The sequence below is a fragment of the Microcoleus sp. B4-C2 genome (assembly GCF_036705265.1).
In the GTDB taxonomy this organism is placed as follows: Bacteria; Cyanobacteriota; Cyanobacteriia; order Cyanobacteriales; family Microcoleaceae; genus Microcoleus.
In genome coordinates this window covers 18,755-42,814 of the sequence record NZ_JAUBUB010000056.1, presented here as the reverse complement: position 1 = coordinate 42,814, position 24,060 = coordinate 18,755, and the positions used below count along the sequence as shown (strand labels likewise).

Here is a 24,060-nt window from a genome sequence, read left to right as displayed (position 1 = left end):
ATTGATTCCATGGATAAATCACGTGGCGGATACCACCTTTGAAATTCGTGGTCAATATAAAAAAGCTTATGTTGTTATACCATTTATCTAAAGATGTGCTATGGATGAAGTCTTAGCCCCCCCTTAATAAGGGGGGGTTGGGGGGGGTAATATCTAGCGCTACTTTATGAAATTGGTATTAGTTCCTAATCGCTAATTGTTAGCTGCATGGAGATTCTTAAGCATTTTTAACTACTTTTTGTAGTGATGGCTGACTTTTTAGCCATCTTGTTTCTGCAAGCGGACTATGATACAAAATCATTAACTGTGATGGAGCATCTCATATTTGTAAAAACACTTCTTCTGCCTATTTCCTTCTGCCTATTTCCTTCTGCCTCAAATTAATTCAATAGACCTCTTGCAAAAATAATTAGGACGGGTTTTGGGGCCCATCCCACAAGCAAAAATAACTCTTGTGGGATGGGCCCCAGAGCCAGTCCCATCAATTGAGGAAAAGCATTTTTGCCACAGGTGTAATCTCCCTTACTCCGCTGATGGCAAAGGAGTTTCCGCTTCTTCGGGGGGCGGAATTTCCGCAGGAGTCGATTCCGGCGACGGCGAGAGACTCTCGCTATCGGGGGGCGGAATTTCCGCAGGAGTCGATTCCGGTGTCGGCGAGAGACTCTCGCTATCGGGGGGCGGAATTTCCGCAGGAGTCGATTCGGGCGACGGCGAGGGACTCTCGGCCCCTGGCGAGGGAGTCTCCGAAGGAATCGGGGCGGGAGTTTCCGGCGGTGGGGGAACTTGTGCGGGTTCTGGCTGGGGGCTTTGGCGGCTTTGCACCCACAAACCTAAACCGCCGCCGGCTAATATCAGCCCCAACACCGCCAGTAGGGGCAGCGGCAGCTTGGATCGCTGTTTTTGAACGGGTTCCGGGGCGGGGGAAGTTTCGGGGTACAACAACTGTTTGGACGATTCTGAAAGCTGAGATTCTGGAATCCTCCCGGACTTCTGGAGGGACGCAGCGACGAGGGAAGGCGGCAGCGACACCGAGGCTGACACTGGCGCTGACGCCGGCGCTGACGCCACCGCCGGATCAAACAGTACCAATCTCTCCGGCGACATCCGACAGTGAGTGGCCACCACGGAGGTGTTGTCATAACCGTTTTTCTCGTTGGCGAGACGAATCCAAGACTGAACCGCAGCTTCCAAAGACATTTTGCCCTCAAGCACCTCTGGGCCGTAATTCTCCCAAGATTTCTCTACCCAGTCGTTGTCGCTCAAACCGTCGGAACACAGCAGCAGTAAGCCTTCCTCTTCGACAATAAATCGCTGAATCGTCGGGCGCAGGAAATCGGCATCCCGCGTTCCCAAAGCTTGAGTCAGGGCTCCTGCATCGGATCGCAGTTGAGTCTCCCAGTACAAACAATGTCCTAGCTGGACTTCCCTTGAGGCTACGTCGTCGTCCACAGTCAGCCGGTGACAGTAATTTCTGCCAATCCAATAAGCGCGGCTGTCTCCAACATTGACTAAATAAAGTTCGTGGCTGTTATTCGAGGGCAAATCCTCGGAATTTTTCACTTTTTGAGGCAACTGGAGGGCCATCACCAAAGTCGTCCCCATCCGCTGCCGCAACTCTTTTCCCTGCTCGTTATTTTGAGCAGAAATCACATTATTCACAACTCGGACTATTTCTTCGAGTTGCTTGATCACCATTGTTGGGGTCATCAACTCTTCTTGTTGAGCAATTTCTGCGAGCAAATTTTGGATTAAAGCTTTCAGGGACTGGACGGCTAATTGACTGGCAACTTCTCCTCCTTCGTGGCCTCCAACCCCGTCGCAAACCATTGTTAAGTAAGGAATTAATTTCTCGCCCCCTGAAGTTTTGCTAAATTGAAAATCAGCAGCAACCGGATAGCAACTGTCTTCATTTTGGGAGCGCTGTGGCCCGGTATCAGTCATGCCGACTACTTCTAAGTGTAGAGGCAATTGAGCGGCTTGTTCTAATAGTAAATCGTTTAGTTCCAGGGCGATCGCGTCGAAATTCATGCTGCTGCGGCGCATAAACTGACAAATCTCTCCGAGTTTCGCCTGCACCTCGGGTTGCGCGGATTCCACCAAACCTGACCACACATCTCCCAAATCCCGCAGCGTCGGTACAAAATTGCCCCGGTGCAGTTCCAGCAGGCGTACCCGCCAACCTTCCACCCGCAAATTTTCCGGTACCAGCAAACTCGAAGCGACTCCCTGTTCCGATAGCGGCGTCCACAGTTGGAGCATTTGCCACAGCCAGTAAACTTGGCGCGCGCCGGTTGTCCCAGACCAAGATTCTAAAATAGAAGGATACAGGCGACCGAAATTATTGATGGGCACATTTTCCAACAACAGCACCTCTGTCGCTTCGGGTGCTTCCCCTAGCGAACAATAACCGTATACTTCCGGCGTATGCAGCCGTTGGGGATACAAATGCAGGTAAGGCATAATCGTATCCGGCAGGTGTTCCGGGACGCTCGGAGGCAAAGCTGGGCGGCTGTCGAGCCAGATTTGCGGTGCAATGACAAAGTATCGATCGGCTATTACCTTACCCGTCGGCACTTCCTCGGCTGCTGGCCCCACCGCCCACAAATAGCGATAAATTAAATCCGTTTCGCACGCTGCACACTGCTGGCGGCCAAAGGTATTGCGGGGATCGGGACAGCTAAGATTCGGGCAATAAATGGGTTCGGAGAAACTGCTGATCATATCGAAATAGTTTGTGTAAAAACATTCTGAAGATATAGGATTCGCAAGCCCAAATTCATGAGCTTGAGAATAAACTGATTTTAGCCCCTATCAATTTCTTAACTGCCTTTGGGCCTCTAGAAATTGTAGTTTCTGCCAGTCTGCATCGGCTAAAATTGTAATTTAAGTTACTAAACTCTGACTTGGAGAACGATGGAAGCCTCAAACTTGTACCGCTGCGCGAAAAATCGCTCTGAGGGGCTGCAAGTCGCAAACCCTTGCATAGTCAGTTGTTGGCATTTCTTAAATCTTAAATTTCCAATCTAAGATCTAAATAGTATCACCTATTCTTTTTATGATCTTGACTCCTACGCTCCTTTGGCTGATAGCTGGGTCTTTGCTCTGTTTGGCAGAGCTATTTCTCCCGACTGCTTTTGTCGCTTTTATGATGGGACTGAGCGCCTTCGCCGTAGCTGGATGCTCTCTAGTTCTACCTTACGTTAATTTACAAATTTTCCTGTGGATGGTATTTTCGACAGTTTTTGTGCTGCTGTCTCGGCGGTTGATACCAAAAGGCACCGCAAGGGCGATCGCAGATTCTCAGGAAGCAAAAACTTTAACAGAAATTCCCCCCGGAGAAGCCGGCCGAGTCATTTATGAGGGGAATTCTTGGCAAGCTCGCTGCGAAGACACGAAGGCCACTATCCCCCCCAACCAAAACGTAATTGTCGTGGGACGAAAAGGCACTACTCTAATTGTTTTGCCAGAAAATCTCTTGCATTCTTAAACAAAATGCGTAATTAATCACAGACAATTAGTAGTCAGTAGTCAGTAGTCATTAGTCAGTAGTCATTAGTCATGGGTTATTAGTCAACATTTAACAGTCAACAGTCAACTCAACAGTCAACACTCAACATTTATAGGAGGCGACCGTGGAACAATTTTTTTTACTTGTATTTTTAGCACTTGGCGGCTCAGCTTTCGCAGGTTCCGTCAAGATTATCAATCAGGGAAATGAAGCGCTGGTGGAAACTTTAGGTAAATACAGCGGCAGGAGACTCGAACCCGGTTTGAATTTTGTCAAGCCGTTTCTCGATCGCGTCGTGTACGAGCAAACAATTCGGGAAAAAGTCTTAGATGTTCCCCCGCAAGCTTGTATTACCCGCGACAACGTTTCCATCACCGTTGATGCTGTGGTTTACTGGCGCATTGTAGACTTGGAAAAAGCTTGTTACAAAGTAGAAAATCTCCAGTCAGCAATGGTAAATATGGTGCTGACTCAAATTCGCGCCGAAATGGGTCAACTGGATCTCGAACAAACCTTTACTGCTCGTTCTCAAATTAATGAAATCTTGCTCAGAGATTTAGATCTGGTTACAGATCCTTGGGGAGTGAAAGTGACGCGGGTAGAATTGCGCGATATTGTCCCTTCTAAAACTGTACAGGAATCGATGGAATTGCAGATGGCAGCCGATCGACGGAAGCGGGCGGCAATTCTGACATCCGAGGGCGAACGCGAGTCAGCAGTTAACAGCGCCAAAGGTAAAGCTGAAGCGCAAGTTTTGGATGCAGAAGCGCGCCAAAAAGCGACTATTTTGGAAGCGGAAGCTCAACAAAAGGCGATCGTCCTGAAAGCTCAAGCAGAACGCCAAAGTCAGGTTTTGAAAGCTCAAGCTACTTCTGAGGCTTTGCAAATAATCGGCAAAACTCTGCAAAATGACCCCAATGCTCGCGAAGCTTTACAATTTTTGTTAGCTCAAAACTATCTGGATATGGGTCTAAAAATTGGCACCAGCGACAGCAGCAAGGTGATGTTTATGGACCCGCGCAGCATTCCGGCTACGCTCGAAGGAATGCGATCGATCGTTGGGGAAGGTAATAATAATGAGGTGAAAAAGTAGGGAGCATCTCATATTTGTAAAAACACTTTTTCTGGCCACTACGGTTCAGTTAAGCTCGATCCCCCCTAGCCCCCCTTAAAAAGGGGGGGACAAGAAATTACTCAAAGTCAACCCCTACTCCCCTTCTTAAGGGGGATTTAGGGGGATCTCCGAGGAATAAATAGTTTTAACCCAAGCGTATTGTTCTTCTGGCTCCTTCCTTCTGACTCTTTCCTCCTGCCTCAAAACTCCAATTTCTAGCTTGGCTGCTTTCATTGAGATGCTCCCCTGGGTATCTATTTAAACACCAATATTCAGGCAACTTCTCTTCGCCGTCAACCTAATAACTCGACACAGTTAAAACGATCGCCTCCCTATCTCCCAACACCAAACCATACTCCAAACCCTCAACAACCGCTTGATAAGAAGCATCCAAAATATTACCAGAAACCCCCACAGTCGTCCAACGGTCTTGACCATTGCTAAACTCAGCCAAAACGCGAGTTTTAGCAGAAGTTCCCGCACATCCGTCCAGAATTCGCACCTTATAATCGGTTAAGTTAAAATCAGTAATTGCCGGGTAAAAATTCCGCAAAGCCTTCCGCAAAGCCGCATCAAGTGCCGAAACAGGCCCATTTCCTTCCGCGCACTCCAGAATATCTTGACCGTTAACAGTCACTTTCACGGTTGCTAAAGAATTAACTGTTTCCTCCCTACCTTTATCGCAGTGAACTTGAAAACCTTTGATTTCAAATAAACGCTTGCGCTTTCCCAATGCCTCCCGCATTAACAATTCAAAAGAAGCCTCAGCCCCCTCAAATTGATATCCCTGACTTTCCAAATCTTTCAATTTTTCCAGAATTTGGCGGCAAGCAGGATTTTTGCGATCGAGATCCATGCCAAAAGTGCGCGCCTTCGCCAAAACATTGCTCAAACCCGCTTGATCCGAAATCACAATTCGCCGCCTGTTGCCAATTTTTTCCGGTTCCAAATGTTCGTAAGTTAACGGATTTTTCTCAACAGCCGATACGTGAATTCCGCCTTTGTGAGCAAAAGCCGAAAGGCCTACAAAAGGAGCATGATCGTCGGGAGCAAGATTGACAATTTCACTAATCGATCGACTTACTTGAGTTAATCTAACTAATTGCTCATTTTGAATGCAGTCATAATTCAATTTGAGCTGAAAATTAGGAATTAAGGAACATAAATCGGCATTGCCGCAGCGTTCACCGTAACCGTTTATAGTTCCCTGTACCATCCTCACTCCTTCCCGCACAGCAGCCAAAGCATTAGCAACCGCAACTCCTGAGTCGTTGTGAGTGTGAATTCCTAATTGTAAGGATTTTTCGCGATGAGTTCCTAAAGCTTCTAAAACCTCGCGAACAACCTGACTGACTTCGTGAGGCAAAGTACCGCCGTTAGTATCGCAAAGTACAAGCCATTCTGCACCGGCATCGGCGGCAACTTCTAAAGTTTTAATAGCATAATCTCGATTGTGTTTGTAGCCGTCAAACCAGTGTTCGGCATCGTAAATAACGCGCCTTCCCTGACTCCGCAAATATTCAATTGTATCTCGAATCATCGCCAGATTTTCTTCTAGCGTGGTCTTCAAACTTTCAATAACGTGCAAATCCCACGACTTGCCAAACAGCGTCACCCAACGAGTACCGGCGGACAAAATAGCCTGCAACATTTCATCATTAGCTGCCGTAGTTCCCGGCCGCCTAGTCGAACAAAAAGCTACAACTTCGGCTTGAGTTAGGGGCTGTTCTTTGAGTCGCCAAAAAAATTGTACGTCTTTAGGATTCGCCCCCGGCCAGCCGCCTTCAATAAAGGGAATTCCTAAACTGTCTAACTGTCGAGCAATTCGCAGTTTGTCTTCGAGAGATAAGGAGAGTCCCTCGCACTGAGCACCGTCTCGCAGCGTGGTATCGTAGATCCAGAGCCGATTTGTCATGGGAAATTGCGATCGAGAAATTGGTAATATATCACTTACCATATTAGATGAATATATTTGAATTTAATGCGATAATATATAGGAAAATTAACATAAATCTAATTGGGGTAAATTGCTGTGGTCAAGGTACAAGCGCAAGGAAAAACATTTGAGTGCGATCGCGGAGCCAATCTCCGTGAAGTTTTGCTCAAAAACGGCATCGATCTCTACAACGGCAATGCCAAAGTCATCAACTGCCACGGCCTCGGCACTTGCGGCACCTGCGCCGTCACCGTCGAGGGCGAAGTTTCCGAGCCCCAGTGGCGCGAAAAAGCCCGACTTTCGGTTCCTCCCCATTCTCCCGCCTCCAACCGCCGTTTGTCCTGCCAAACCAAGGTTTTAGGCGATATTAAGGTGACAAAATATGACGGTTTCTGGGGTCAGGGTTCTGAAACTGTCTGGAAACCCCAAGGATAGATTTTTTGTTAAGAAAGGCTGATAGGACGATCGCCTTGCCAGATAATCTGTAAGACTTGCATAATAATTCTAACTGTAAGGTGTGCTTAGCGCACCTTACCCTAAAGAAAGCCGAGAGGTCAATCGATTTTAGATTTTAGATTTTAGATTTTAGATTGAAGCATTGACCCCACGGATAAATTCGGGGGGCAAGTTTCTCGGATACACGTTTTTTTTTATTTCTCCACGGATGAATCCGGGGGCTTGTATCCTAGATGCTTTCGGTCAAAAAACCCAGAAAGTCCATATAAAAGTTAATGAATTCATCTAAAGATATTTTGATTATTGGCGGCGGAATAATTGGTCTTTCGCTAGCAGTAGAACTGAAATTGCGAGGGGCATCTGTCGCGGTTCTCACCGCCGATTCTAAACAACCGACTGCCCGGGCTGCCGCTGGAATGCTTGCGCCGCAAGCCGAACGAATTCCCCCCAGTCCGATGCTGGATTTGTGCTTGCAAAGCCGCGCACTGTATGCCGTCTGGGTGGAACAGCTAGAAGATATTACCGGATTGAAAACGGGATATTGGCGATCGGGAATTCTCGCGCCAGTTTGTCAAAATGAGCCTCAAGAAAAGCCGCTTTTGTCAAACCTTAATTATCAATGGTTGGACAGAGATACTGTTCGCCAGCACCAGTTTGGATTAGGTCAAGAAGTAATTGGCGGTTGGTGGTATCCTGACGACGCTCAAGTAGACAACCGCGCTTTATTTCGGACGCTTCAGGCCGCAGCTAAAGAATTGCAGATTGAGATTATTCAAGGCAGTGCAGAGGAAATCATTCGGCAGAAAAACCGAGTTTTTGGAGTGGAAACAACGGCAGGAAAATTACAAGCTGACCGTTATGTTTTGGCTGCGGGCCCTTGGTCTGAGAAATTATTGGATATTCCTGTTTTTCCAAGAAAGGGACAAATGCTGTCAGTATGTGTACCAGAAGATTGTGGAGTTATCCAGCCCCTGCAAACCGTTCTATTCGGGACTGGCATTTATATTGTGCCACGTCAAGATGGCAGAATTATTATTGGCGCAACTAGCGAAAATGTGGATTTCACGCCGGGAAATACGCCTGCGGGAATCCAAAGTTTGCTAGCAGGAGCGATTAAGTTATATCCCGAATTACAAAATTATCCCATTTTGGAGTTTTGGTGGGGATTTCGGCCGACTACGACCGATGAATTGCCGATTTTGGGTGATAGTGCTTGGGATAATTTGACATGGGCTACGGGGCATTACCGCAACGGCATTTTATTGGCTCCGGTGACGGCTAAATTGTTGGCTGATTTGATTGGGAATCAGAAATCAGATCCGTTATTGGCTGCTTTTCATTATTCGAGATTTCCTGAATCTTGGAAGGTTGAAAAGGGTAAATAGTGAGATTTTTTGCTTTTTTTAAGACGAGGCAGAGCCGCATAACGAGAAACGAAAGTCAACCAAAAGGATATTTTTTGCTATAATCTAATCAGCACAATAGGGTTTTGTAAGTTATGACTTTCAGTGATGTGGTCGAGACGATCAAAAATCTTTCTACTGACGAAAAGCAAGAGCTTCAACTGTTGTTGAAGCAATATCTCCGGGAAGAACGTCGCGAAGAGATGTATCAAAACTTTAAGTCAGCGCAGATTGAACAACAAAAAGGTGAACTGAAATTTTTCGCTAACATCAATGAACTCCGAGTGACGAAAGGGTACTTTTCTATTTTACAGAAGACGGAAAAGCCGTGTTTGTAGATTTGGGAAGTCATGATGAAGTATATTAATCGACACAACAGTGGCTAAAGTACCGCTGTAAGTAGCGCGCCTAACCATTTTTTTGTAAGTCCTGAATTAGTTCGCATCCTGTTTTTTAGGTTGGTTTAATTCCCTGCATTTAGCGGCAGCCAAATCGTAAGCATTTTGGTAATCGCTACCGCCTAACATCAAATCGCCGTAATATTCATAAGGTTGATTGCCATAAATCGGCAGCGGGTCGTCTTCAGGATAATCTTCTTTTGATTCTTCTAGGATTGCTTTGAGTTTCTTGACGCTGAAGCGCTGGACTGGGAAGTAATGAATGTCTTGAGCGATGAAACCGAGATGGGGAAATGTTGGGTCAACAATTCGCTCGTCGAGTTCAATCCAGCTATACTCGATGGGTTTATATGGCACTCCGGGCACAGCTAAAAAGCCTTGAACATAAATTGCGCCCTCGGTGGCTAATGCTGCTTTACAGGCGTTGTCAAAGCAGTTTTTACGGTTGCTTTTGATGCGAGTCGCCATTTCAATAGAAAGTGCCTCATCTAATAGTTCGGTCATAATCCATTTCTAGTCGCGTGTGCGATTAGATTGTAGCAAATCCGAGCTATCTCTGAGCACAAAAAACGCAGGCAATTGCGATCGTCCTTCAAATTCTCGTCTCAAGGAGTTGATCCCAAATCCTCTGCTGTTTTGAATGTTGTGTCAGCTTTGGTTTCCGGGGCGGGCTGTTTGTCGATCGCCCCTATAGCCCGCCCATAAAAAGTTTTCGCGAGTAGCCCAACTTTTGAGCGTGCGATCGAGTTGGGGTAGAACCCGGTACGGTAAAGTGTGCCACAGACGATGCAAGCAAAAATAGCGGCATACATCATCGAAGGTCGATCGTGCAAGCAACCAATCATATTAATGCCTTCCGGTGCAGCAATTTGTTTGGCTGCTAACAGGCTTCACAGTTTTTTTTGTAAACAAAGCAGAGTTGTGATAACCTCATAAATGTGCAAAAATCGGTTCCAACAAAACTTTTGGAAGAAACGGGGAAAGTCCGGGGTAAATCCGCCGCTGTCCCGCAACTGTGATGCTAAGCGAAGCACTTATCCACACACCATAAACATACTGAATGAAAAGCGCGATAAAAAAGTCGGATTTTGTGCTAGCTCCTTATATGAAGAGCAACAACTTGAAAGCTAGTTGCCAAATACTCAATACAGTGGTTCCTTATATATGCTTATGGTTTTTAGCATTTAAAGCTGCTGCCATTTCTGTATTCCTTCTGCCGCCGATAATGGTGTTGATGACACTTTTTTCAGGACGTTGTTTCTCTTTGATGCACGATTGCGGACACTATTCTCTTTTTAGTTCCAAAAAAGTCAATCGCCTTATGGGTTTTCTGCTAGGTATCATCAATGCGATTCCTCAGTATCCCTGGTCGAGGGGACACGCTTATCACCACAAACATAATGGTAATTGGGATATGTACCGAGGCCCTTCGGCGTTGATATCCACCGAAAAATTTGCGGCGCTAAGTCCATTTAGTAAAAAGATGTATCAGTTACTCCGACACCCATTGATGCTGTTTCCAGGTGGTTTTTTCTATCTAATTATTAAACCAAGACTCGCACTGATATTGGGAACTACGGGTTTTATCCGACATATTTTTGCTTGTTTAAATCAAGATTTTGGCATAGGTTTATCGGGAATCATTGCTTCTTATAAATCCAAACATTGGTATACGACGGCTGAGTTTTGGGATTTACTGTTCAACAATATTTGTGTTGTTGGTAGCTGGATTTATCTGAGCAACTTACTGGGGTTTGGCTTTTTCTGGAGTGTTTACTCAATTGTCATGACCTGTTCTGCAGCGATATTTATCTGTATTTTCTTTGTTCAGCATAACTTTAACGGTTCCTACGCTCATAAAGCCGAGGGTTGGGACTATCTTATGGGCGCAATTGAAGGCAGTAGTTACCTAAAATTACCGACTATTCTCAATTGGTTTTCGGCTGATATTGCTTACCACAATATTCATCATCTCTCTGAGCGAATACCTAACTATAATCTTCGGGATTGTCACAATGCTAATATTCACCTGCTGGCTAATTCAAAATCCCTGACAATTCGCGATATTCCTGACTGCTTCCAATTCATTCTTTGGGATGCTGCTTCAGATAGTCTGCAATCGATTAAATTATTTCAGCAACAAGAAGAAATTCCCTTCAGTAATGTAGCTAATTAAAATCGGGGGGCAATAAATTTGGTTGCTTCTTGCTCCCCAAAATCCTATGATATCGTTTCCGGTTGCACCGGAATTATATATAGCAATCCTCGCATCAGTTGTACAAATATGTAGGGGTAGTGCTAAGAGTGCCTACCCCGACGGATCGGGGCAACCACGGGGGGTTTGCCCCTACAACAATTACACAATTCATTTAGGATTGCTATAGAGGACACGGCAGTGCCGTCTCCCTACCCGGATTAATTGTAGGGACACGGGACACTCGCGGTGTCGAAAGCTGTGGGTAATATTAATTCCGATGCTACCGAATTTGGTATAACTCAAAGTATCTGTCACTTGTCAATGCAGCAATTCCTCTAATTTTTGCTGGTTCCACAAATACTGATAAAGCCCTGTTTGCCCTACCAATTCAAGGTGAGTGCCACTCTGAACTATTTCTCCTTGCTCCATCACAAAAATGCGATCGGCACTAGCCGCCGCTGACATTTGATGGGAGATAAAAATTACTGTTTTGCGATCGGTTCCCGTTGCCAAGTTTCGCAAAATGTCGGTAGCAGTTTGATTGTCAACGCTGGAAAGAGCGTCATCCAAAATTAACACCGGGGCGTCAACTAGCAAAGCGCGAGCAAGTGCTGTCCGCTGCCGCTGTCCGCCGGATAAAGTAATGCCGCGCTCGCCGACAACTGTTTTGTACTGTTGCGGGAAGTTGAGGATTTCGGCGTGAATTTGCGCTTGTTTTGCTGCGGCTTCAATCTCCGGCTGTTCCGCTAAGGGGTTTCCGTAGCGGATGTTATTCTTGATGGTAGTGCCGAACAGAAAGCTTTCTTGCGGAACGTAGGCGATCGCCCCGCGCAATTCGGTCAACTTTACCTTGGTAATATCCTGTCCGTCTACAAATAACTCGCCCGGATCGATATCTAGCAAGCGTGGCAGCGCATTAGCTAAAGTTGATTTTCCCGATCCGATCGCCCCAACAATTGCGACAGTTTCTCCCGGTTTTATGGTAAAATCAACATTTTTAAGCGCGGGTGTCTTAGCACCAGGATACGTATAATTTAGATGGCGAGCCGCAATTTCGCCTTTGACTGGAGTTGCAAGTTCAACTGCATCGGCAGCATCCTTAATTTGCGGTTCCACAGTCAGAATTGATTCGATGCGATCGACACTCACTTCTCCCCGCTGGTAAGCAGTAATTGTGAAACCCAACAGCGCCGTCGGAAACACCAAACGCTCGACATAAATCAGCAACGCCACAAAATCGCCAATGCTAATTTGACCATTAGCAATTGCCCCGCCACCAGCAGAAAGCAGCACCAACAAACTAATGCTTGCCAAACCGCCCAGCAGCGGAAAAATAAAGTTTCTAGTTTTTGCTAATTCCAAATTTGCTGATAGCAACTTCGCATTGGAATTGCGAAAAGCTCGGCGTTCGTTTTCTTCTTGAGCGTAGATTTTAATTACGGACATCCCGCTCATATCTTCTTGAATTAAATCGCTCATCGCCGACAATTCCTCTTGCACGGCTAACTGTTGGATGCGAAGTTTGTCGCTAAATAACTGTACCAAAACCAGCATTAAAGGATAAACTGCGATCGCAAACAGTGTCAACCTTACATTAATCCCCAGCATCACCGGCAAAGTCAAAGCATAGGCAAATGCCGTATTCGCCAAACTCAGCACCGCAAACCCCACCAAGCGCCGAATATTGTCCAAATCGGAAGTAGCCCGGTTAATTAAATCTCCTACCGTATTGACTGCAAAATAAGACGGTTCTAATGTTAATAAATGATTAAATATTTGCTGTTTGAGGTCAAATTCGACTTGACGCCCCACGCCAAACAGCAAAATCCGCGACACCATCCGAATCACCCACATAATTGAGGCGAGAATCAGAATTAGTGCCACGAAATTGAAAACTTCGTCAAATTTAGTCGCCACTTGCAGAGTGTCAACTGAATTCCGAATCAGCAGGGGGATGTAAACGCCCACAGCATTGACAACTAATAGTGAAAAAACGCCCCAGAAGGTTGGTTTCCAGTGCGGGCGCATATAAGAGCCGAGTTTTTGCAGTCGAGAATAACGAGCCATTTGTTAGTGCGTAATTTGAGATTGATTGAGGAAAGGAAGAAGGTTCGGCAACGAGCAATGTACGGGATGTAACGGATGGATGCTGAAGGAAGAAGGAGTCTTCCCCAAGGTTTTCAACAATTAAGAACGTGCTAATAGTCTTGGCGGTTGCTATAGGGATGAGAATTAAATAAAATCCACTTTTCATGACTGTTGTGGGATGGGCGTCCCGCCCGTCTATTGGGGACGGGCGGGACGCCCATCCCACAAGAAAAAAGGGAAATTATTTAATTGACGATCCATAGAAGGTAGAAATCTGAAAAAATAATAGAAGCTCTATCGAAAGGTAGATGACCGAAAACACAAGTTAAGAAATTTTTAATAAAAAATCTGCTTTGGGATAACGCGCCATCAAAATTGGGTTTAGGCCTGAACCAAAACCTGATTATATCGATATGTAACAAACCACATTATTATATCTGTGGCGACACGAGATATGTGGGGACACGGCATTGCCTTGTCCTTAGCCACCCGGAACGATCGCCCAAATCTCCCATCCGCCCCCCCAATCCCCCACACGGTTGAGGCGCGCTACAATCAAAAATCGATCGACTTAGCACTCAGACTCAGAGAGTGCTAAATTTGCTAATGTAAGCGATTGGAGACAAACATGACAAAAATAGTTGCATTTAGCGACAAATCTCGCCGGGCACTAGAACGCGGCGTCAATCAACTCGCCGATGCTGTCCGCATCACCTTGGGCCCGAAAGGCCGGAACGTCCTATTGGAAAAGAAATACGGCAGTCCCCAAATTGTTAACGACGGTATCACCGTTGCTAGGGAGATCGAACTCGAAGACCCCCTGGAAAATGCTGGCGCTCGCTTAATTCAAGAAGTCGCCTCCAAAACTAAAGATATCGCAGGCGACGGCACAACAACCGCAACGGTTATTGCTCAATCCCTCATTCGCGAAGGTTTGAAGAATGTCGCAGCAGGCGCAAACCCAGTCGCGCTGCGCCGGGGTATTGAAAAAACGATCGCCCACTTGGTGCTGGAAATCGAGAAATTGGCGAAACCCGTCGAAGGAAGCGCCATTGCTCAGGTCGCCACTGTCTCCGCCGGTAACGACGAAGAAGTCGGCGCCATGATTGCCCAAGCAATGGAAAAAGTCACCAAAGACGGCGTAATTACTGTAGAAGAGTCGAAATCTCTGACAACAGAATTGGAAGTTGTCGAAGGGATGCAGTACGATCGCGGATATCTTTCTCCGTATTTCGTCACCAACACCGATCGCATGGAAGTTGAGTACGAAAACGCTCGCATCCTGATTACCGACAAAAAAATTAGCTCAATTCAAGAACTAATTCCAGTTCTCGAAAAAATCGCCCGCACCGGTCAACCGCTGCTAATTATCGCCGAAGATATTGAAGGCGAAGCTTTGGCAACTCTGGTAGTCAACAAAGCCCGCGGCGTATTGAACATCGCAGCAACCAAATCTCCTGGTTTTGGCGATCGACGCAAAGCTATGCTTCAAGATATCGCCGTACTCACCGGCGGTCAACTGATTTCTGAAGAAGTCGGACTCAGCATCGATACCGCAACCCTAGAAATGCTCGGTACCGCCCGCAAAATTACGATCGACAAAGAAAACACGATCATTGTTGCTGGCGACGAACACAAAGCTGACGTGCAAAAACGGATCGAGCAAATCCGCAAACAGCTAGAAGCGACGGATTCCGACTACGACAAGGAAAAGCTAACCGAACGCATCGCCAAACTCGCCGGCGGCATCGCTGTAATTAAAGTCGGCGCAGCTACCGAAACCGAGCTCAAAGACCGTAAACTGCGTATTGAAGACGCTCTGAACGCTACTAAAGCTGCTGTGGAAGAAGGTATCGTTGCCGGAGGTGGCACGACGCTAATTCACCTGATTACAAAAATAGATGCGATCAGAAATACTTTAGACACCGAAGAACAAGTAGGCGCTGACTTGGTGAAGAAAGCTTTGGAAGCACCTTTGCGTCAAATCGCTGATAATGCCGGCGTTGAAGGTTCGATCGTCATCGAACGAGTGCGGGCGAGCGAGTTCAACGTTGGCTACAACGCTCTTACCGACGTGTACGAAGATATGATTGCCGCCGGGATTATTGACCCGGCTAAGGTGGTGCGATCGGCTTTGCAAAATGCCGGTTCCATCGCTGGTATGGTGCTGACCACTGAAGCTGTGATTGTCGAAAAACCCGAGAAGAAAAAAGCCGGCGGCGACATGGGCGACATGGGCGGCATGGGCGGCATGGGCGGCATGGGCGGCATGGGCGGCATGGGCGGCATGGGCGGCATGGGCGGCATGGGCATGATGTAGTTTTCAGCCTTTAGTTTATAGCCTGTAGAGTGCGCCATAAGCACCAAGGGTGTAAACAAGCGCGTCTTATGTACTACCCGTCTACTGTTTGACGATTAAGGCAACTTCTCCCCCCGGCATCCCCTGATAGTCCGGGGGGATTTTCATTCTCTTGTAGGGGCAATCCCTCGTGAAGAGCCCCAATATTTGAAACACCGATTCCCTCGTCCGTGGAGGGGGTAGGCACGGGGAGTAGGGGTAGCACTACCCCTACAAAAGCCTGATTTTCGTGAGAATGAAACCGCCCTGCTTCTTAAGGGAGATGCAATGGGACTCGGCATTAAGGATCGCGAATTAAATAACTTACAATTTTAATTGTTATTGTGGGATGGGCGTCCCGCCCGTCCTTTTTGGACGGGCGGGACGCCCATCCCACTTTCAAGAGTGGAAGTTATTTAATTCTCATTCCTAAGCTATAAGCGATAGTTCTTAGGGATTTTAAGCTTAAGTTGCCACCTATGCAGTGGGCGTCTCGGTCAACTAAAATCCTTCCCAGAAACCGCGTCTCCCCCTCTCCCCTGATCCTTTAAGACGACGGAGTTACATTGTTGCTGTGCAAGTCTTGAGGAGATTGAAACAGAGTTTCGAGATAAACTCTCGCAGCTTGGCGATAACTGCGCGAAGCTTCAGGCGTACCGCTATCGGCATTCTGCAACAAAAACAGCGACAGGGCGGCGCAAAATACTCGGTCTAGATCCCATTCGGGATGGGTTTCCAGGTAAGTTTTGAGAGAATCGTGCAGCGTTTCGGGAATTTCAGCAAAAATACTGACTGTTGGGTTGATCATTTTTTTTAGTCTCGCTAATAAATTGAAAACAGAACCCCCCCTTCGGCCGGATACAGGTGCAGGGACGGCCGAAATCAGAGCGCTTTTTTTTAGGTCGGTCGCATCATTGTGCGCTATGAGGGGGTGGGTTTGTCAATGTTGCGAAATATTACAAAGTCCTTTAGATAAAAAAAAGGTTTACCAAATAATCAGCTTTTCAGGGATTTTTTTGTTACATATCTTTATGTGTTGGGGGGTTTATGAGGAATTAGGCAGCAAGTTAAGGAAATCCCCAATTCCGCAGCAAGATGCTACCGTGCCGTTAATTTCTGTGGAAAACTTTGTCGGATCTGTGGAAAACCTCAGACTTGCCTGTGGAAACGCTGTGGAATGTTTAGGGAAAAGTCAGGGAAAAAATAAGAATTGCAAAGGGCATGGGGCATGAGGCATGGGGCATGGGGCATGGGGCATTGTTGACTGTTGACTGTTGACTGTTGACTGTTGATTAATGTTATTGGTTATTTGTTATTAGCCACTGCAAAGGATTAACCACTGACAACTGACAACTGACAACTGACAACAGTCAACTGACTAAGTGCCAATCTGCCGCTTTTTGGCGGATGGTTGCCAATTCAGCAGGCGGCATTTTGTCGAGATTGGCTAAGATAAAGCTCATGCGACCGATCGACTGAAGTTTGTCCCGGTGGCGCGCTAGGAAATCCCAGTAGAAGAAGTTGAAGGGACAGGCGTTTTCGCCCGATCGCACTGTGCGATCGAATTTGCACCCCCGACAATAATCGCTCATTTTATTGATGTAATTGGCAGAAGCAGCATAGGGCTTCGAGGCCAACACACCGCCGTCAGCAAACAAACCCATGCCCAGCACATTAGTCTGCATTACCCAGTCATAGGCATCCACAAACGCACTGTGGAACCATTTTTCTAGCTCCTGGGGCGAGATTCCCGCAATTAGACCAAAATTGCTCAAAATCATCAACCGCTGGATATGGTGCGCGTAACCGCTGCCTTCGACTTGAGTTAAAACTTGGCGCAAACAGTTCATATCTGTTTTACTAGCGTCCCAAAAAAACTCCGGCAGCGGTTGAGTGTGGTTGAACCAATTCTTTTCAAAATAATCAGCATCCACGTAAAAATACACACCGCGAATGTATTCTCGCCAGCCCAGAATTTGGCGGATAAAACCTTCGACGCCGTTTAAATTTAAGTTTTTTTCGAGGTAGGCTGTTTCGGCGGCTTGAATAACTTCTAAAGGATGAAGTAATCCAATATTGAGATACGGAGAAATTAGGGAATGCCACATTGTTTCCTCCCCCGTTACCATCGCGTCTTGATAAGGGCCAAAAGCGGGGAGACACTGTTTGATGAAATTATCTAATACTTGCAATGCTTGCTCTCGTGTAACCGCCCAGCGAAAAGGTTCAATACTTCCGTAAGTTGGGAAAGATAGAGATTTAACTTGTGCGATAACTTCTTGAGTTATGGCGTCCGGTTCAAACCAGAGAGGTTTCGGGGTATCCAGTTTTCCTTTGGGTGGCTGACGATTTTCTTTGTCAAAATTCCACTTCCCTCCCACAGGTTTATTGCCATCCATTAAAATTTGGAAACGCTGGCGGCTGGCTCGATAGAAGTCTTCCATTAACAAACGTTTGCGGCTTGAAGCCCAATCTTTGAATTCTGTTTGTGTCCAGAGGAATTGATTGTTGGGAATTATGGTTATTGGACAGGGGAGTTGGAAGTTTTGAACGAGCTGTAAAAAAGGTCGATCGTTCGGAGCCATCACCCGCACTTCGGTGATATTGTGAGCTTGTATCCAAGCTTTGAGAGGTGCTTCAAAGTCCTCCGCTTTTGTGTAAGTAACTTGCCATCCACTGCCGCGCAATTCTTCAGCGAAGTGCCGCATTGCCGACCAAATTAATACTAATTTTTGTTGGTGGTACCGTCGCTGTTGAACGTGCTGCCAAGATTCAATTAAAATTATCGGTAGGGAGGATTTATCATCTGTGCCGTTGAGAGCAGCTTGGTTCTCCCACACTTGATCGCCTAAGATCCAAACGCCAACAGTCATTTTACTTGTTTTTTAGTGAAACTTATTTTTTACTTTTTATGATGCCAGGTGGTCTAGTCAAGAAACTTAATTTATTGACAACTCACAACTCATAAGTTTTCAGGACAACCTGAAAACTTACTAGAGCATAACATTGATTTCCAAAGATAGGGACACCGACCAGCAAATTTAAATTTTATGTCCGTGTATCCTTCAGATGTTAATAACTTGGTCAGCGTATCTACTGAGAAAAATTTAATGTGGCCGTTATCCCAAAGCACGGTAAAATGTTGATCTAGTTTGCCAGAAACCGCTAAAGCCAGATTTTTAAAATAGCCGTGATATGGTGTGGAAATAATTAATCTTCCTCCCGGATTGAGGCATCTTTTTGCAGTTTTTGCTAGTTCTTTAGGATAAAGCAAGTGTTCGATTACTTCAATAGCTAAGACAACATCAAATGAGTTCAGAATATCGATATCTGGAAGGTCGTAAATATCTGCTTGGATAAACTGACAATCGGGGAAACTTTGACGGGAGATGGCAATTCCGGCCGCTGAAGTGTCAACGCCGACAACTTCGCAGCCGTGCTCTGCGATAACGTGACTGAGGCTGCCATTGCCACAGCCGAGATCCAAAACTCGGAGTTTTGTCTTGCTGGTCTGCTGAAGTGTCGCCAGCATTTCTAAAAGGGGAGATATCAAATATGCGTGATGATATCTCGGACGGTTGTTTGTGTAATAATACGTATAATTGCTAAAGTTTTTTTTCATCGATTAAGCTATGGAGATTATTGCCGAGACCGCGAATTTACCGAGCGTGGGTGCACTGTTTGGGCCAAGGTTGCCCACATTAGGGTTGTCAGAGTCGATCGGCAGCTCGATCGTCTCATTCTTTTTGTTTGACAGGTGAATTATTGTCACTTAATCAATCGGATGGCACAAGAAATCTTTGAGAGGGTGCAAAATCTCGCATCGCCCCTCTCTGGCCCATCTCTCGAAGGCATTCGGAAAGAAAAAGTCCGATCGAGCAAGAATGATCTCTGTACACTAGCCGGAAACCGAACTTTTTGCCTGTTAATTGGGGGCGAGTGCATCTATGCGATTCTAGCTTCAAGCAACGGCGGTATGTCCACCCGACGCTTTTTGCAGCCTGAAAAAATGGCACCTGGGCGATTGGATGCCAGTCGTTCCGAGAATTGAGAAGGGAAGTGTGACCGAAATCACAGGCATTTGCGAAACAAATTGCTGAGCATCTTTGGCCCCACACACTTAGAATCGAGATTATTACAGTGGCTTCTATAATTGTGTTTAAATGTTGTTCGGAAGCTGTGTTGTCCAGTCAGCAGAGCCCCCTAGACAGATTCATGCTTTCGGTCTGGTTTATTTCACTTTAATGGTCGCTGTTGGGTGTTGCACCTTAATTTAGATATTTCCTATGGTTAAGTTAGGTCAATCCTCCTTTCGCCGTATTTTACTGTCGCGGATTTTGTTGCTCAGCGTACCTGTTCTACTGGTGGGGGAGTATGTTACCTATCGCAAGGCACGCTCGACGCTTCTGGAAACTGCTCGTCAAAACTTGACAGAAAGTGCAGTCAGAAAAGCAGACACTATTGAACAGTGGGCGAAATCGCTGAAGTCGAATCTGATCGGCGCTTCGGAAAGCTCGATGTTGCAGTCGGTAGATCCGAAGGATTATCAAAAGTTTATTGCCCAATTAGGGCAGCGGTTGCCAGCGCAGGTTGATTGCTTGCAATTGACTAATTTAAAGACAAATCAAGTGATAGCAAGCACTTGCGGGCAGCAGCCGATTCAGTCGTTGCCGGCAAAATTTTGGCCGCCCGTACAGCAGCAGCAAACGCTGCTGGACGACAAGAGCGTTTACATCAGTCTGTCCTTACCTCCGCAGCGACAGGGGACAGCAAACGATCAGAATGTGACTTTGGGGGCTGAGGATTTTCCCGATGCGGGTAAAGAAGGCCGCGATAGCCAAGCGAGTTTGGTGTTGAGCGCTCCTGTTTACATTCGTCGGGGCAATACCCTGCAGTTGAGTTATGCTTTGAGTTTGCAGTCGGCCTTGCCTGTCCAAACCAGCGCTCCCAAGGGTTCTTTAGCTGGCTATACGGTGGCGATCGACCAAGATGGGACGATTTTGGCGCACCCGAATATCAATCGCGTGGGCCGCAATATTGACCAAGAGGCAGATGCCGCTCGACTAAAAAGTATTGTCAGAAGGGCGATCGCCGGCGGAACAGCTTTTCTCCACCTATTTTCCTTTGAAAGAAATGGTGTAGAGTTGCTAGCAGGATACGCCGCTATCCCGAGTCCTTCAACTACACAGGAGAACAGCAAGTGGATTATTTTAGCTGTCTCTCGTTTAGATTACGCTCTGTCGGGTTTGGAAGAAATTCAGCAAGTTTTATTTAATTTAATTGTAGGTTTGGTTGCTGCTAGTATCATCGCGACTTTATATCTGTCTCGCGACTTGGCGCGTCCTGTGGAAAAACTGAGAGACTACGCGATGAAAGTAGATACAGAAGCGTCGCAAACAGTGCCCCAAGATTTCCAAATTAGGGAATTCAATCAACTATCAGAAGCACTCAACAGCATGGTGCAGCGCCTTAGATCCTGGGCCAAAGAATTGGAAGTCGCCACCAAAGAAGCGCAAGTTGCCAATCAATTAAAAAATGAATTTTTGGGGAATATTTCTCACGAGTTGAGAACGCCACTCAACGGGATTATTGGTTTTATTCAAATTGTGCGGGACGGCTACTGCGATGACCGAGATGAAGAAATGGAATTTTTACAGCGGGCCCACGACTCGTCAATGCAATTGCTCAATATTATTAATGATATTTTGGACATTGCTAAAATAGAATCCGGCACCTTCTCCATGATGTTAGAAGTAGTTGATATTACTCAGGTACTTGAAGACGCGATTGATTTGCAAGCGGCTCCAATCGAGGAAAAAGGCTTGAAGTTAAGTTTGCCAGCTCCTCACGATCCGATTATTGTTCATGCCGATCCAGAGAAGCTAAAACAGGTGTTTTTAAATGTTTTGAGCAATGCCGTTAAGTTTACAGAGTCGGGCAGCATTAATATATCTGTGCGGGTAGAATCGAGGACTAATTCTGGTAGTTCTAACGGCAGTGCTGAAAGTATGACGGGTCCCAGCGGTCAAAGCGATTGGGTGGTGGTGACAATTAAAGATACGGGAATTGGTATTGATCCCGAGCACCAGCAAAAATTGTTTCAACCTTTTGTGATGGCTGATGGTTCTACAACTCGCAAGTTTGGCGGTAACGGTTTGGGCTTGGCTATCTCGCGAAGGATAATGGAATCTATGATCGGAAGCATTACCCTGCACAGCGCGGGCGTTAATCAAGGTACTACGGTGATGATTTCTTTGCCTGTTAATCAGCAGTCAAGTTTTTATTTTCACAGCCCGGACTTAGTAACGGAAAAGGGAAATTTAAAAAGTTGAGGAGTGATTTTCCCCATCTAAAATCTAAAATCTCAAATCTAAAATGGTATTAGGGGCTGTCCGCCGAGTTCGAGGGATTTGCTCAAAGTGCTGAGAATGCGGATTAATTCGACGGAGGCGGCGCCCGAAGAGGTAAGACAGGGGGTATTTGTTTGCACGGAATTGAGGAAGCGATCGCACACTCTCCTCAGCGGTTCTACTTGTTCTAAACTCAACACTTCGCGGTGTCTGATGCTTGTTGGCTGCGGCGCGATCCTCTTCGTTGGCGTAGCCCCCGTAGGGGCGGGCTTCGCTAACGCACTTTCAAAAGAGTTATTCTCTTCGCCTCCCCAATCTGGATTCCCGCGCTGCACAATCAGCGGAGTTTCTGGCGACATTTCGTCAAAAATCAAGGTTCCCAAACTGCCAACAACTGTTAAGCGCCGTTGTTTGTCGGGATTTAGCCAGCACAGGTGAATAAATGCTTGAAATCCGTCGGGATAGGTGAGCGTTACCCAAACTAAATCTGCTAGTTTTTCTGCAGGATTAGTAGTCAGCAGTGAAGGAGAAAATTGATTTTCAATTTCTGCTGCTTCTTCTTTATTTATTCCTGATTCCTGATTCGTGATTCCTGATTCCTTCGGAAAAACAGTGCCGATCGCCCTTACTTCAATTGGCATTTGTTCCAGCCAAGTATTGAAAATAGCGATATCGTGAATAGCCAAGTCCCAAAGGGCATCAACGTCATGGCGCACCGGTTCAAAATGGGTGCGCTGGGCGTAACCGTAGCGCAATTTTCCAAGTTGATGCTGTTGAATAATTCTTTGGCCTCGATCGACTGCTGGATGAAACAGATAAGTGTGGTCAACGAAGAGTTGCCGCTGCTGTTTTTCGGCTAATTGACAGAGTTCTATTGCTTCAGTCAGGTTGAGGGCGAGGGGTTTTTCTGCTAAGACGTGGTAGCCTTGTTTCAGCGCTGCTGCTGCGAGGGTGTAGTGTGTGGAAGCTGGAGTGGCGATCGCCACAGCTTGCAGTCCCGGCAAGGCTTGCACTTGAGACCAATCGGTAGCTAGAATCACCGAGGCATCAAGATTAAACTGTTTTTGAACGGCAGCCAATGAATCTCGATTCGGGTCTACCACCGCTAAAACTTGGCTGTTGGGATGTTCAAGAAAGTTGCGAATTAGGTTAACTCCCCAGCGGCCTGCACCCAATACAGCTATTCCGATTTTCATTAATTATAAGTTCAAAAATCGCACAGCAATTATAGCATATTTTGTTATTATTATCTATGTTTTAACTCAAAAAAATCACTGTTGACAGTTGACTGTTTGCAGTAGTTATTGGTTATTGGTTATTGGTTATTGGTATCAGCTAAGGAATGAGAATTAAATAACTTCCACTCTTGAAAGTGGGATGGGCGGGACGCCCATCCTTTTTGGACGGGCGGGACGCCCATCCCACAATAACAATTAAAATTGTAAGTTATTTAATTCGCGCTCCTAACAAATAACCAATAACTGATAACACCAGTCAACAGTCAACAGTCAACTGACTACTCACTACCAACTAATTTATTGAAAGCTGCCTGAGCCGCTGCTTGTTCGGCCGCTTTGATCGATCGACCTTTTCCCTCTGCTACCAACTTTCCCTGAATGAGAACTTCTGCGGTAAAACGATCCTCCCCGCCCTGCACTGTCCCGGTTTCTTGCACGCTATATTTAGGCAAAGTTTTGTATTTGCCTTGAGTCAACTCTTGGAGAGCAGCTTTGTAGTTTTGGCGGGCCGGATCGCTGCGGATTTCTGTCGCTAAGCGTTGAAAGTGAGAATCTAGCCAAGGGCGGATTAATTCTAAGCTTTGGGTACTCAAATAAAGCGCAGCCAGTACCGCTTCCAAAGCATCGGCCAGCCGGGGCTCAGCGCCTGTTTTGTCTGCAGCGGCGCTGCTGGAAACAATTAAATAGCGATCGAACCCGTAACTTTCAGCGATTTTAGCAAGAATTCGATCGCTCACCAAGATCGATCGAATAGCAGCAAATTCCCCCACTGTACAGTCAGGATAAATCTCAAACAACAATTCCGACGCAGCCAGCCGCACAACTGCATCGCCGACAAACTCTAGTTGCTCATAATTTGCCTTAGCTGACGCGCTCGCATGAGTCAAAGCTAAATCGACGAGATGCCATTTTATCGAAGCATTCTTCGTCAGTCCCAATTTTTCAATTAATGTTTCAAGTTGCTTTTGGCGACCCGGATAAATCATACCATTTTAGATTTTAGATTTTAGATTTTAGATTTTAGAAGTGGGAAT

General features: G+C 46.3%; 22 protein-coding genes. 11 read left to right on the top strand and 11 right to left on the bottom strand.

The window, feature by feature from the left end:
- Window positions 1-522 precede the first annotated feature (522 nt).
- Window positions 523-2,721 carry a protein phosphatase 2C domain-containing protein gene (locus tag QUB20_RS17160; protein WP_333250638.1) on the bottom strand — a complete coding sequence of 733 codons (2,199 nt, stop codon included), beginning with the start codon at window positions 2,719-2,721 and terminating at the stop codon, window positions 523-525.
- A gap of 334 nt (window positions 2,722-3,055) precedes the next feature.
- On the opposite strand from QUB20_RS17160, the gene QUB20_RS17155 reads away from it, so the two are divergent.
- Window positions 3,056-3,487, top strand: coding sequence for an NfeD family protein (locus QUB20_RS17155; protein WP_333051437.1), 432 nt, complete (start codon window positions 3,056-3,058; stop codon window positions 3,485-3,487).
- A gap of 145 nt (window positions 3,488-3,632) precedes the next feature.
- Window positions 3,633-4,601 (top strand): SPFH domain-containing protein, encoded by a 969-nt coding sequence (locus QUB20_RS17150; RefSeq protein WP_333250635.1) that lies wholly within the window; start codon window positions 3,633-3,635, stop codon window positions 4,599-4,601.
- Window positions 4,602-4,727: 126 nt separating this feature from the next.
- Here the strand turns inward: QUB20_RS17150 and QUB20_RS17145 are convergent, their stop codons facing one another.
- Together QUB20_RS17145 and cimA are read right to left on the bottom strand one after the other, a co-directional pair.
- The gene (locus QUB20_RS17145; RefSeq protein ID WP_333291515.1) at window positions 4,728-4,856 is read right to left on the bottom strand and encodes a hypothetical protein; all 129 of its coding nucleotides are present in this window, start codon (window positions 4,854-4,856) and stop codon (window positions 4,728-4,730) included.
- Between the two features lie 64 nt (window positions 4,857-4,920).
- Window positions 4,921-6,579 carry a citramalate synthase gene (gene cimA / locus QUB20_RS17140; RefSeq protein ID WP_445299413.1) on the bottom strand — a complete coding sequence of 553 codons (1,659 nt, stop codon included), beginning with the start codon at window positions 6,577-6,579 and terminating at the stop codon, window positions 4,921-4,923.
- A 75-nt stretch (window positions 6,580-6,654) separates the two neighbouring features.
- On the opposite strand from cimA, the gene QUB20_RS17135 reads away from it, so the two are divergent.
- The 3 genes from QUB20_RS17135 (at window position 6,655) to QUB20_RS17125 (ending at window position 8,755) form a co-directional block, all read left to right on the top strand.
- Window positions 6,655-6,993 (top strand): 2Fe-2S iron-sulfur cluster-binding protein, encoded by a 339-nt coding sequence (locus QUB20_RS17135; protein WP_333051432.1) that lies wholly within the window; start codon window positions 6,655-6,657, stop codon window positions 6,991-6,993.
- A gap of 296 nt (window positions 6,994-7,289) precedes the next feature.
- On the top strand, window positions 7,290-8,399 hold the full coding sequence (gene thiO, locus QUB20_RS17130; protein ID WP_333250631.1) for a glycine oxidase ThiO: 1,110 nt from the start codon (window positions 7,290-7,292) through the stop codon (window positions 8,397-8,399).
- Window positions 8,400-8,512: 113 nt separating this feature from the next.
- Entirely contained in the window at window positions 8,513-8,755 is a 243-nt protein-coding gene (locus QUB20_RS17125; protein ID WP_333240994.1) for a hypothetical protein, read from the top strand.
- A gap of 96 nt (window positions 8,756-8,851) precedes the next feature.
- Here QUB20_RS17125 and QUB20_RS17120 read toward each other — a convergent pair whose 3' ends face one another.
- The gene (locus QUB20_RS17120; protein WP_333051426.1) at window positions 8,852-9,319 is read right to left on the bottom strand and encodes a hypothetical protein; all 468 of its coding nucleotides are present in this window, start codon (window positions 9,317-9,319) and stop codon (window positions 8,852-8,854) included.
- 101 nt (window positions 9,320-9,420) lie between these two features.
- Entirely contained in the window at window positions 9,421-9,660 is a 240-nt protein-coding gene (locus QUB20_RS17115; protein ID WP_333250629.1) for a hypothetical protein, read from the bottom strand.
- Between the two features lie 215 nt (window positions 9,661-9,875).
- On the opposite strand from QUB20_RS17115, the gene QUB20_RS17110 reads away from it, so the two are divergent.
- A complete protein-coding gene (locus tag QUB20_RS17110) occupies window positions 9,876-10,991 on the top strand; it encodes a fatty acid desaturase (protein WP_333250627.1) in 1,116 nt (371 codons plus the stop codon).
- 339 nt (window positions 10,992-11,330) lie between these two features.
- Here the strand turns inward: QUB20_RS17110 and QUB20_RS17105 are convergent, their stop codons facing one another.
- Window positions 11,331-13,079, bottom strand: a complete 1,749-nt coding sequence (locus QUB20_RS17105) for an ABC transporter ATP-binding protein (RefSeq protein WP_333250625.1) — start codon at window positions 13,077-13,079, stop codon at window positions 11,331-11,333.
- Between the two features lie 460 nt (window positions 13,080-13,539).
- Here QUB20_RS17105 and QUB20_RS17100 point away from each other — a divergent pair, with 460 nt between their 5' ends.
- Window positions 13,540-13,698, top strand: a complete 159-nt coding sequence (locus QUB20_RS17100; protein WP_333241003.1) for a hypothetical protein — start codon at window positions 13,540-13,542, stop codon at window positions 13,696-13,698.
- A gap of 30 nt (window positions 13,699-13,728) precedes the next feature.
- Window positions 13,729-15,420, top strand: coding sequence for a chaperonin GroEL (gene groL, locus QUB20_RS17095; RefSeq protein ID WP_333250623.1), 1,692 nt, complete (start codon window positions 13,729-13,731; stop codon window positions 15,418-15,420).
- A 565-nt stretch (window positions 15,421-15,985) separates the two neighbouring features.
- Here groL and QUB20_RS17090 read toward each other — a convergent pair.
- Window positions 15,986-16,243 carry a DUF2811 domain-containing protein gene (locus tag QUB20_RS17090; protein ID WP_050813024.1) on the bottom strand — a complete coding sequence of 86 codons (258 nt, stop codon included), beginning with the start codon at window positions 16,241-16,243 and terminating at the stop codon, window positions 15,986-15,988.
- Between the two features lie 211 nt (window positions 16,244-16,454).
- Here QUB20_RS17090 and QUB20_RS17085 point away from each other — a divergent pair, with 211 nt between their 5' ends.
- Window positions 16,455-16,670, top strand: a complete 216-nt coding sequence (locus QUB20_RS17085; RefSeq protein WP_333291513.1) for a hypothetical protein — start codon at window positions 16,455-16,457, stop codon at window positions 16,668-16,670.
- A 138-nt stretch (window positions 16,671-16,808) separates the two neighbouring features.
- Here QUB20_RS17085 and QUB20_RS17080 read toward each other — a convergent pair whose 3' ends face one another.
- Together QUB20_RS17080 and QUB20_RS17075 are read right to left on the bottom strand one after the other, a co-directional pair.
- Window positions 16,809-18,311: a cryptochrome/photolyase family protein gene (locus tag QUB20_RS17080; RefSeq protein ID WP_333249450.1), complete on the bottom strand. Its 1,503-nt coding sequence runs from the start codon at window positions 18,309-18,311 to the stop codon at window positions 16,809-16,811.
- An 89-nt stretch (window positions 18,312-18,400) separates the two neighbouring features.
- Window positions 18,401-19,060: a class I SAM-dependent methyltransferase gene (locus QUB20_RS17075; protein ID WP_333249452.1), complete on the bottom strand. Its 660-nt coding sequence runs from the start codon at window positions 19,058-19,060 to the stop codon at window positions 18,401-18,403.
- Window positions 19,061-19,222: 162 nt separating this feature from the next.
- Between QUB20_RS17075 and QUB20_RS17070 the strand changes: the two genes are divergently transcribed.
- Both QUB20_RS17070 and QUB20_RS17065 read left to right on the top strand, forming a co-directional pair.
- Window positions 19,223-19,489 carry a hypothetical protein gene (locus QUB20_RS17070; RefSeq protein WP_333249454.1) on the top strand — a complete coding sequence of 89 codons (267 nt, stop codon included), beginning with the start codon at window positions 19,223-19,225 and terminating at the stop codon, window positions 19,487-19,489.
- 235 nt (window positions 19,490-19,724) lie between these two features.
- Window positions 19,725-21,770, top strand: coding sequence for an ATP-binding protein (locus QUB20_RS17065; RefSeq protein WP_333249456.1), 2,046 nt, complete (start codon window positions 19,725-19,727; stop codon window positions 21,768-21,770).
- A gap of 38 nt (window positions 21,771-21,808) precedes the next feature.
- Here QUB20_RS17065 and QUB20_RS17060 read toward each other — a convergent pair whose 3' ends face one another.
- Together QUB20_RS17060 and rnc are read right to left on the bottom strand one after the other, a co-directional pair.
- A complete protein-coding gene (locus QUB20_RS17060; RefSeq protein ID WP_333249458.1) occupies window positions 21,809-22,984 on the bottom strand; it encodes a Gfo/Idh/MocA family oxidoreductase in 1,176 nt (391 codons plus the stop codon).
- 320 nt (window positions 22,985-23,304) lie between these two features.
- Window positions 23,305-24,012 carry a ribonuclease III gene (rnc, locus tag QUB20_RS17055; protein ID WP_333241017.1) on the bottom strand — a complete coding sequence of 236 codons (708 nt, stop codon included), beginning with the start codon at window positions 24,010-24,012 and terminating at the stop codon, window positions 23,305-23,307.
- Window positions 24,013-24,060 lie beyond the last annotated feature (48 nt).